Below are 10,105 nucleotides of genomic sequence, written 5' to 3' on the forward strand. Positions count from 1 at the left end.
AAGCCTCAGTTTCAGTAATGCGTCGGCGTAATATTGAGCCATCATCCAATCGACGACAAAGTAACTTCCCCAATAACAACGGCGCGACGACAAGAACGTCCTGCGCATAGAATTCAGGAGAAATGCGGCTCATATGTTTTCTATCTGCCAATCGATTGGCTCTAAACCATGCTGTGCTAGAAAAGCATTTGCCTGCGAAAAATGCTTGCAACCAAAGAAGCGCCCTCCTGCCAGTGGGCTGGGATGCGTTGCCTGTAAAACCAAGTGCTTCGAATTGGTAATCAGACCAGCTTTACTTTTCGCATCATTACCCCAAAGCAAAAAGACAATCGGTGACTCCTTTTGATTCAACTGCTCAATTACTGCTGTCGTGAACTGTTCCCAGCCCTTTCCAGCATGGGATTTACTCTGTTTTTCCCGCACACTTAAAACCGCGTTCAGCAACATAACGCCTTGTTTGCTCCACTTGACAAGATGTCCATTATTTGGCACATAACACCCGACGTCGTCGGCAATTTCCTTGAAAATATTTTGCAGCGACGGCGGCGTCCGTGACGGTGGCTTTACTGAAAACGACAGCCCATGTGCCTCCCCGGGATTGATGTAAGGATCCTGCCCCAAAATGACCACTTTCGCATCGAATAGCGACGTATACCGCAACGCGTTAAACAAATCATACATATCGGGATAAATGACCCGCGTACTGTATTCATGTTTGAGAAATTCTCGTAGTTCTAAGTAATACGGCTTGGCCATCTCAATCGCCAAAAACTCATCCCAGTCGTTGCCCAGTTTAATCATTGCAATGCCCACCTTTTTGACAGTTTTCGCGATCATCATACCACGATGAAGTCCAAATTTCAAGTCCGGGGCACCCTATTCTGTTGTGCCCCACAAATGGTTCTCTGTACACCCGTTGCTAATCAAAGTTGTATCCAATACCATGTTGGCTTCGAATAACTCCATAGCATAATAGTTTATCGTTCGATGCAATGATCTCCCCTCACCCTGCCAGAAACTGATTTCCACTAACTGCTGTTCAATGTGGTTGACCCAAAAGTTGTTCCCACGGCGTGTTTGCTCCTGCGACACAAAGCGCATATTGCTAGGCAGGCGGTCGTATATGGTGAAAAAGCCCACGGTATCAGGCGGCAGTTCCACATAAAAATCAATCCTAAATAAATCGCCGTCGCGTACCATGCTCCGCTGTATGTTGATGCGGTTGCCGCCGGCACTCCAGTTTTCTGCACCTGAGCCGTAGAATTCGATATGAAAGTCTGTCGCGCCGCTGACAGGAGTTAAGTTCAATGCAGCAAATTGCGCTTGGGTCAAGTGCAGAGTTTTGTGATTGAAGTTTTCCAACCGAACCGTATGTGTAATGTTGTTCAATTCATATTGCACTTCTGATACCGTTTCTCCCAAAAGGTAAATTGTTCTGACGAAGTTGACGCGTTCAGCGACATCGCTGACGTATAGATTATCATAGCCACGATTGACATGCGCCCAAGCGGCTTGCGGATCTAGAGTGGTGTTGATAAACAGCAGCAATGTATTAACTGTTTCGTTGTCAACGCCGGACAAGTTTTGCGGTGCGACAAAGCCATCCATCAAAACCAGTGCCCCACTGTCATCACCGAGGGCAATCAGCGCTGCCGCCAGGTATAGCCTTGTCATATCATCATCTGTTTCTAAGTTGCCAACTTCATCTTGTATAACAAATAAAACAGGCTCACCAACACCTGCCAATGCCAGCAATGCAGCTGCCCGCATGGTGGGAGACACGCTGTGCGCCTCAGCCAATTGCACTTGAATATATTCGCTAAGGCGACGGGCGTTGATAACATTAGGGAAGATAGCAGCAAACCGTGCCGTATAGTAGAAGTCGGCATCTTCGTAAATCAACTGCGGAATGCCACCTGAATGTGCCTGAACATGCGCTCGCAAAGCGTCGAAATCTGGCTCGCTGCCAAAAAAATAATCGATATACGCGTTGGCCGCTATATAATCCGTTCGGTAGGAATTGACGGTACGAATGTTGTTAAGAATATTAACAATCGGACCAATATTGGCGTTAGTCAGCGTAACGCGCACGGGCAGAGGACGCATACTAAATGCACCAGAATCAATCGCGCCTGAGTCGTCATCAAGCCGCCTTGTTGCACGAAGCGGTAAAATCAGCCCGGTTTCTGCAACGGTAAAGGGCAACTCAATCGCGTCACGCTCATCGCCGAACGTCGCCGTTATTTGGATAACATAGGCACCCGCATCCAGTTTACCAACGTTTACTATGGCGCGCCGCCGCGATGTTTGCTTGCCTGTGTGAATCGTTTCACCGTCTTGCAGCACACTGTACGTGACATCAATCTCAGCCAATTCTGAGCCGAACATCCTGACCAGCGCAACAATGTCGTCACCGGCGATAAACTCGGATGTTATTACAGCATCAATATAAAAATCTAAGTGCGAAGTAATATTCTCTCTGACATCACCCGCATAGCCATCTTGGGTCAATCCGATGGCTGTCACCCGCCATGAGGTGACTTGGTCAGGTAGGATGAATGTTAAGCTGCCGTTGCCGCTGCTGTCGGTTTGTACAACCTCAAATATCGGGTTGTCAACAAAATTCTCGCGGAATGTTCCGTCTTCACTGCCACCGCCATTGCCGCCATATCCACCATCTCCCGACGTTGTCCCAAACTCATGCTGCCGGTGCGAAGCAAACATATAGAACTCCATTGCCCATGGACTTATCCGCGCACTTTGATACAGCCTGGATAAAAAATTGGCTTCATGGTAGTGGTCGGGCAGACTTGTTTCATCAACAACGCTAATCAGCACCTGCGCGTTGGGCATTGATGTTTGAATGTTTGCCGTCACTTCATCCCCCGGCTTGTAACGCACTTGATCAAAATCCAGCCTAATATCCAACTCGCGCTGGGTATGGTCAAATGTTACCGTAGCGGGTGTCTCCACTGGAAAAATATATTGCCCGTCGAAATACGCACCGAAGATGGCAACGCTGCTTATCATTTCCTCCGTAAACATAACAGATGCATTTTGCGGGTTGCTGACCGCCGTTGACAGCACATTGTCCCTTGCGACGATGGTAAGCAATTGCCCGCTGGTGATAGGTGAAAATCCGTCATTTGTGATTTCAGCAGACTGCCACGGCCACCACGGCCTTGACCCCTCCATTAGTGATATTTGTGTCGTTTCGCCGATACCTAAAGTATCGTCTTCCAAAGCGAGGCCAAAGTGCCGTATCGCCGACTCTTGACGATAAAAGTGCCATCTATGCCATAATCCTACAACCGTTTCGCGGCCGCTTGAATCGTTGTACCTAATTTCCATGGCGTAGTTGATAAGCGGATCATTTGATACAGGTAAATCGGTGATTTTGGCACGGCCGTTTGTCGTACGCCCAGGTACTGTGCGATAGAGTGATTCAGTGGTGTTAAATTCATAGACATTGATGGTGCGCCGATTGATATAGTCATAATTTTGATGTAAAACCCGGCGGGTAGTGACGTGCCGCGTAATCAAAACGGTAAAGTCGACATCGACTGGCGCACCGCGAAAAATGTCGGGATCAAGGGTTGAACCACCTGATATGTTAGCGTAGTACCCGTTGATTCTGTCGATGAGGATTTGGCTTGTCGTAATCGTTGCTGTGCTGCCGCCTGCATATTCATGCTCCATCATAATGTCACGCGGCACAACAATATAAGGCAAGCTGATATTTTGCGATACATCGGTGTCACCGACGGTTGTGAACCAAAATTCGGCCCATCGCGGTTGCCACGATGACCAGTTATCGTCCTCCGTAATGGGCAAGCGTCCCGCAGCTCGTCCGTCGCTGTCTGTTGTCCAAAATGTTTCTTCGGGATTGCCGTGACGTAACCTCAACCCTTCCACAGGAAGATCCGCAAAAGTGGTCACAAATATTTCGCCTTCGGCGTATTCGCCCAATGCATAGGCAATTCTATCCAACGATCCCTCCAACACGTGATCAAGGTTGGTGTAATTGTAAAAACGCACCCAAGCCGACATAAATCGCTCTCCGTTAGCGGCTACTTCGACGTCCATATAACCGCGCATGTTGGTGACCGGCACGCGCACAGCAAAACTGTTGAAGGCATCCAATTCAATTGGCAATTCCACTATATTGCCAATATGCAAGGTGAATACATCATCGGGAGAATGTGTGTGCCCATGACGCGGCTTAATCACGCCGAAAACATCGACGGTGTCATTGGGGCGATAGCGCGGACGATCAGTGTACATATAGGAGAGAAACCTGTCGCTAGGCAGCAGCTCCCGTTGTCCAAACATTGGCATGGTGTAGGCAAACGCCAAATAGTTGCCGTATTCGACGGTAATCGCGGCGCGGTGGTTTTGCGCCACGTCGACAATGGCGATGCCGTCATTGTCGGTAGTTGTCGTTATGCCGTCTATGTTGACCTGCGCACCATTAGCAGGTTGTCCCGTTGCCGCATCATGTACCCAAAAGACAGCCTCTCCATTGATGGACACCGAGTAAACCGACAGGGCAGATACTTGGATGAATTTATGCAGCACAGCGTTGACATTATCCTGTATCGATCGAATTTCAGCGACATAGTAGCCTTCCGGCAAGGTGCGCTCTAAAAAGAGGTAGAAGAAACTATCGTGCTGATTGGCAAATTCACGCGCTTCGACTTCAAATGTATCGACAAGTGTTTTCGGTGTATCGGCATCGAAGTGGATAAAATGCTCCGCCGCTTGCAAAGTGTAGAGGCTGACATAGAAATCGCGGCCGCTAAAGCCGCTGAATATATCCAAGGCAATGAACACCTCGTTCCACGGCAGAAATGTTTCATAAACATCACCGGATATAGAAAATGGCGATTGTGCCATTTCTCCCCATTGAGTCGTAAAAGAAAAAGTATATTTCTCCGCCAACACCTCGCCCGTAACACTTTCCAGTCCGCACTGAATCGTAATTGTATATGTTGTATCGGAATCCAATGAAGCCGGGGTAAAGATATATGTATTGCCCCTTCGGAAGAACCGTCCCTCTGTCATCGGCACAATAACAAAAGCCTCTTCAAAATTGCCGATTAACTCTTGACTAAATGTGATTTCAATGCCAGTGTTGACGGGGACTTCGTGGGTATTATTTGCCGGCGTAGTTGCTGTTATACGGAAAATATCTTTAGTTTGAAATGCATGAGATGCCACTTGCCGCCCCGGCGGGCTGTACACAAAATTGAAGACTTGGTTATTGGCAAGATTCTCATCAAAGCGCAACAAGAAAGCGTTGTCAGGCTGTGCTTCCAAGGTAAAGTCCTCACCGCTTCGTACGGAAAGGTAGGCGTACAAATGCTCTTCTGTCAGTGTTTGCACTTCCGATGTAATCAAAAAGCCGGAGTAAATCGCAACGCCTGCCTTAGTACTGTCTATAGCAGTAATGTCGATGTCGCCTAAGGCTGTCGGCGCGATTGTAAACGCTTCATCACTTACAGCAGGCAACTCTGATGTCGGAAGTGGGCCTTCCACACCGATAAAATGACCAAAGGGCAGAAGAGTCATTGCCAATAATATAGCAACTATGCCTATTTTCTTTTTATTCACATATATCACCCTCTCATAAAATGATTACGGAAATTGAAAAAACAACATTATTGCTATCATTCTATCACAGCGCATTTATAATTGCAACAAATAAAAATCTTTTTCATTACACAAAAACTGTGCCTGCTATTTTTATATAACAACTAGCCCTTTAATCCCTTCTTGACAAAAGCCACAACAAACAGTACAACCAATACGGCAATATTAGCCCCAATAATGGTAAATGATTCCACTAAGTTTACATCAGGTTGATAACCATCTACAACATGAAAGCTGTTCATCACCACGTTCAATTGTTGCGTATAGAAAATATTGAATACGCGCCCTATTGTTTCGTTAAACGGCGCAACCATCGGGCCTGTGCCGAGCAGCATGGCAATCGGCATCGCCAGTCCTGTTGCCGCCTGTTGGTTCTTGGCAAAAATGCCGATTGTTAATCCCAGCAAAATCGATGCTATAACGCCCGACATAAAAATGGCCATAAAAAGCCCAACCTGTTGTCCGCTCAGCCGCCCCATCAGAGCAAACGCGACTGCCGGAAATAAGCTAACAAAAAAAACCACACCTCCAATACCTAGTAAGTAGCTCAGCGGCTTCACACCCGCCATAACGAGAAAACGCAAGCTTTTAGTCTCTCTGTCCTCAGCGATAATGCCGGCAACAAAGGGCACCAACGCCATGCCGACAAACGCCGCCGACATCATCGTAATAAACATCGTTTCCGGCCCGTCAAAGCCGTAGCTTCTCGCAACGAAGTGCGTCATGGCAAACGCCACCGCAGGAAAAACAATAAATTGCATCAAAGTAGCTTGATTGCTGTAAATGTCTTTGATTTGTTTCTTAAAAATTGATTTCACACTGTTCATTCTAATCCCTCCCCGGTTAATGTTACAAACACCGACTCTAAGTCCATCACAGTCTTGATAGCATTATGGCGTTGACAAATGTCTTGCGGCGCACCGTGTTCTACGATTGCACCTTTGTGCAATAGCACAACGCGGTCACAAAGGCTAGTGGCTTCTTCCATATTATGAGTTGTTAAGAATATCGTTGAGCCTTGGTCACGCAAGTCTTTAATTAGCTTATGAATGCTCCGCGCTGTCATGGGGTCGAGTGCGCTTGTCGGTTCGTCGAGGAAGAGTATTTTTGGCTTATGTAGCACCGCCCGCGCCAACGCCAAGCGTTGCCGCATTCCGCTGGACAATTGCGTAGCGATGGTTTTGTGTGCTTTATCCAACCCAACGCGCTCCAACGCCTCGACTGTTCGTGACCGCGGTATGCCGTAAATATCTTCAAAAACAATGAGATTGTCAAGGCATGAAAGACGAGGGAATAGCCCATCTTGCGCCAACATTAGCCCAATTTCATTGCTTGTTGCATTGACATGGCATTCTCCGCTGTCAGCAATCAGTTGTCTTGTTAGAATATTGATAATTGTCGTCTTGCCCGCGCCGGAAGGTCCGAGCAAACCAAAAATCTCACTTTCTCTGGTCTCAAAGGTGACACCTTTCAGCACGGTATTTTCACCGAACGATTTACCAACATTTTTCATACTTACACTAATCATATTGCACCTCTTCGAATTGACTGTATCCTGTTTTTTCTAAGTAGATTCCCAATGCGTTCCCGATAAACTCCTTATCAAAGGCATTCTTTTCACGCCACTCGCTATCGTCGATAGACAGACCAGCTTTCATAAGCTTAGACATCATGTTCATATCACCATCAGTAGAACTCTTTATAAAATCCCACCAATCCTCAGCAAGTGCTTGACATTTTTCACTCTCGGGACGATATCCGGCTTTTTGCAGTGCCGCAGCCCGCTGCATCAGACGGTTTAGGACTGTTTGTGCTTTGTTTGCCTCACCCTTGCCCTTATGTTTATATCGGTCATGAAGATGCCCTGCTACCGTATCATCAAGATATTTTAATATCCAATATGAATCGTTTTTGACTTGCAACATTGCGATAATATCAGCATATTTTGCCCAGTCAACGACTTCCATTTTTGCAACTTCAGCGTTCAACTTTTCGAGAGATTGCAACACTTCTTTCAGCAATTTAATCTTTTCTCGCATACTGGCTGCCTGCTCGATGAGCACACTCGACACTTCTGCCGGCGTGTTAATCGAGGGCAGCCGTGTCTTGATGTCTTCAAGTGAAAACCCCAGATGTTTTATAGACTGAATTTGATGCAACTTGACAATATCTTTGTCTGTGTAAAGCCTGCGCCCGCCTTCGCTTTCTGACGATGGCGAGAGAATACCCTCTTTATCATAATATTGCAATGTACGGACAGTCACACCCGCTTTTTTAGCAATCTCCCCAACCGTCATATAGCCCTTTGGTATTGCTCTGTATTTTTCCACTTTCATACCCCCTGTTTCCTATAACAAAACATAGTATAGCACATTACGTAACGTCATGAGCAAGACTTTTTTAGAATTTTCGCAAAAAATAAAAATCGACTCTGCGCATCTGCAAACAGAGCCGATTTGTTCAATACATCACAATGACACAATTGTCTTATCTACTGCTACTTTGTTGATAATTTCTTTGCCTGAGCGGCACTGGTCAAATGTGCCTCGTTCAATCTCACCAATCACGGCATTGAGCAATTTTCCATAATATGCCTGCGCGGTTATTCCCGTTGTCGTCTGATGAAAATGCTGCTGACTCTCGTGCTCAGCAATATTTCCGTATTCTTCTTTCACTTGCGCGATTAATGTTTCACGTCTTTTCATGCAGTACTCCCCTCTCTTTCATATCTGCCTAGTATTATGCAAAACACAGAAATTATGCTATACTGATTAAATTACATAGGAGATTGCGGTGATATCGAACGGTATCTTGGATTCAATCTTAAAAGTGTCTTGCATTTCAACCACCCTTATGGTACAATACCTCGACATAGCAACAAATTATTGAGAACGGGAAAAGGAAACAGGTGAAAATCCTGTGCGGGTTCGCCGCCGTAACTGTGTTGTTATGTTGAAATCTTATTTTCAACATAACAAGTTCGTTCTTTCAGCAAGGCAAACCGCATTGCCTTGAACGCCATTGGTGTTACTACTGAGAAGGCGAAAGAATGTAACGCAGTAAGCCGGAAGACTTACCTTTGATGAGCAACAGCCGCGAAACCGGCGTTTGTACGACAAATTGCTTATCACTCATACAACTACCAAATAGCCTTGTGAGGCATAACAGTGTTTTGTTGCTATACAAAAAAACAAGAGGAGAAATGCAAAATGAAGAAAAAAACATCTATTTTGTCATTGATTCTGGTTGTGCTGTTTGCGGTAGCAGCACTCACCGGTTGCAATGGCGCAACACCACCCGAAGCGTATGAGGGTGATAATGTCCAACAAGTTGGACAAGGCAGCACGACATTCCGATTAGAGGTCACAGACCCAAGCGGCGAAGTGTCAGCTTGGGATGTCAGCACTGATGCTGAAACCGTCGGTGCGGCTCTTCTGGAAGTCGGTTTAATTGACGGCGATGAGTCTGAGTGGGGGCTGTTTGTCACTTCTGTCAACGGAAATTCTGCCACTGACGGCTACTGGTGGGCGTTCTGGATTAACGGCGAAATGGCACCAATGGGTGTAGATTCTACTTACATTGAAGCCGGTGTAACCTATGCCTTCGTCTACGAATCGCTCTAAGTTTTCAACACAAGAATTGGCCATTTTTGCCGTTCTTGCAGCGATGATGCTCATATCGCGTATAGGCTTGCAGGGCATTAAAAATATCCATCCACTCGGCATGATGATTGCCGCTATGACGCTGACGTATCGTTGGCGCGCACTCGTACCACTCTACGTCTACGTATTGCTGGATATGCTCTTTTCAGGCTTTGCGTTTTGGATTATGCCTTACTTGTATATCTGGCTGCCGTTGTGGGGCATGTTTATGCTAGCAGGAAAAGTCAAGCTACCGGATTACGCAAAAGCACCTGTCTACATGATATTATGTGGCCTGCACGGCCTTGCGTTCGGCGTTTTATATGCGCCATTTCACGCGTTATGGGCCGGACTGAGTTGGAACGGCATGATTGCCTGGATTGTATTCGGGTTTCCATCAGATATCATTCACGCCATCGGAAATTTCGCGGCAGGGAGTTTGATTATTCCACTGGCATTATTGCTGAAGCGATTGGATGAAACGCGGCTATAACGAAAAAGAGCGGCAAATGCCGCTCTTTTTCGTTATAGCTAATTGCACAGCACAAGAATAAGGGCGAACTCAACGCGCGCTTATGCTCGCTTATTTTTTCCAACGCTTTAAATTCGGGAACAGCGCGACATGGGCATGGAGTGGTGGACAGTTAATGTGGTGTGTAACATTTCGTTACCCCCCCCCCCCCCATCTTTAGATACTGGGGGTAGACTTTTTCCCCCCGTTGGGGTATGCTCTTGGGGGGGGAGGTGGCATTCGCTACCCCATGCCACCCCCCCCCCGGCAAGGCCGGTGGTTTATATTAGTGAGTATGGAG

General features: G+C 46.7%; 9 protein-coding genes and 1 riboswitch. Of the genes, 2 read left to right on the top strand and 7 right to left on the bottom strand.

Annotation, left to right across the window (positions count from 1 at the left end):
• The 7 genes from FWE06_10005 to FWE06_10035 form a co-directional block, all read right to left on the bottom strand.
• A partial coding sequence (locus FWE06_10005; protein MCL2547494.1) for a DNA-3-methyladenine glycosylase occupies positions 1-133 on the bottom strand: 133 nt, incomplete at its 3' end.
• Positions 130-801: a uracil-DNA glycosylase gene (locus tag FWE06_10010; GenBank protein ID MCL2547495.1), complete on the bottom strand. Its 672-nt coding sequence runs from the start codon at positions 799-801 to the stop codon at positions 130-132. The genes FWE06_10010 and FWE06_10005, both read right to left, overlap by 4 nt.
• 75 nt (positions 802-876) lie before the next feature.
• The gene (locus FWE06_10015; protein ID MCL2547496.1) at positions 877-5,613 is read right to left on the bottom strand and encodes an Ig-like domain-containing protein; all 4,737 of its coding nucleotides are present in this window, start codon (positions 5,611-5,613) and stop codon (positions 877-879) included.
• A 143-nt stretch (positions 5,614-5,756) separates the two neighbouring features.
• Positions 5,757-6,479, bottom strand: a complete 723-nt coding sequence (locus FWE06_10020) for an ABC transporter permease (protein ID MCL2547497.1) — start codon at positions 6,477-6,479, stop codon at positions 5,757-5,759.
• Positions 6,476-7,180 carry an ABC transporter ATP-binding protein gene (locus FWE06_10025; protein ID MCL2547498.1) on the bottom strand — a complete coding sequence of 235 codons (705 nt, stop codon included), beginning with the start codon at positions 7,178-7,180 and terminating at the stop codon, positions 6,476-6,478. The genes FWE06_10020 and FWE06_10025 overlap by 4 nt, the downstream gene beginning before the upstream one ends.
• A complete protein-coding gene (locus FWE06_10030) occupies positions 7,173-7,982 on the bottom strand; it encodes a MerR family transcriptional regulator (protein ID MCL2547499.1) in 810 nt (269 codons plus the stop codon). The genes FWE06_10025 and FWE06_10030 overlap by 8 nt, the downstream gene beginning before the upstream one ends.
• A gap of 138 nt (positions 7,983-8,120) precedes the next feature.
• Positions 8,121-8,357 carry a hypothetical protein gene (locus FWE06_10035; GenBank protein MCL2547500.1) on the bottom strand — a complete coding sequence of 79 codons (237 nt, stop codon included), beginning with the start codon at positions 8,355-8,357 and terminating at the stop codon, positions 8,121-8,123.
• 132 nt (positions 8,358-8,489) lie between these two features.
• A riboswitch (cobalamin riboswitch) is annotated at positions 8,490-8,748 on the top strand.
• Positions 8,749-8,861: 113 nt separating this feature from the next.
• Here FWE06_10035 and FWE06_10040 point away from each other — a divergent pair.
• On the top strand, positions 8,862-9,275 hold the full coding sequence (locus FWE06_10040; GenBank protein MCL2547501.1) for a DUF4430 domain-containing protein: 414 nt from the start codon (positions 8,862-8,864) through the stop codon (positions 9,273-9,275).
• Positions 9,250-9,786 (top strand): hypothetical protein, encoded by a 537-nt coding sequence (locus tag FWE06_10045; protein ID MCL2547502.1) that lies wholly within the window; start codon positions 9,250-9,252, stop codon positions 9,784-9,786. Before FWE06_10040 ends, FWE06_10045 begins: the two co-directional genes overlap by 26 nt.
• The last annotated feature ends 319 nt before the right edge of the window (positions 9,787-10,105 follow it).

The organism is Oscillospiraceae bacterium, from assembly GCA_009780275.1.
Lineage (GTDB): Bacteria > Bacillota > Clostridia > Oscillospirales > UBA929 > WRAI01.